This window comes from Ewingella sp. S1.OA.A_B6 (assembly GCF_049889095.1).
In the GTDB taxonomy this organism is placed as follows: Bacteria; Pseudomonadota; Gammaproteobacteria; order Enterobacterales; family Enterobacteriaceae; genus Ewingella.
On sequence record NZ_JBLJFK010000040.1, the window covers coordinates 1 to 374 of the forward strand.

Annotated in this window: 1 protein-coding gene; it reads left to right on the plus strand. The window is 44.9% G+C overall.

What is annotated here, in order from left to right:
• Positions 1-33: 33 nt before the first annotated feature.
• A partial coding sequence (locus ACMV8I_RS21380) for an EamA family transporter (RefSeq protein WP_498867147.1) occupies positions 34-374 on the plus strand: 341 nt, incomplete at its 3' end.

The following is a 374-nucleotide window of genomic DNA, read 5'->3' on the forward strand; positions in this document are numbered from 1 at the left end:
ATTATTTGGACGTTTGTCACGATTTTACTAATCATGACAGTCACCAAAAATTGGCACTGGGTGAAAGTGATTCAAGCCAACCCAAAATGGCTACTCTATACTGCCGTTTCGGGGGCGATTATCTCAGTCAATTGGCTGGTGTACGTGTGGGCGGTCAATCATGATCAGATTTTGGAAGCCAGTTTGGGCTATTATATTGGTCCGTTGGTGGGTATTTTACTATCGCTAGTGGTCATCAAAGAAAAACTGCGTCCTTTGCAATGGATGGCAGTGATTTTGGCAGCGATAGGCGTGGCGATTCAGTTGGTCGTGCTGGGTAAATTGCCGTGGGTATCGTTATTGTTGGCGAGTAGCTTTTCTGTGTATGGTTTGAT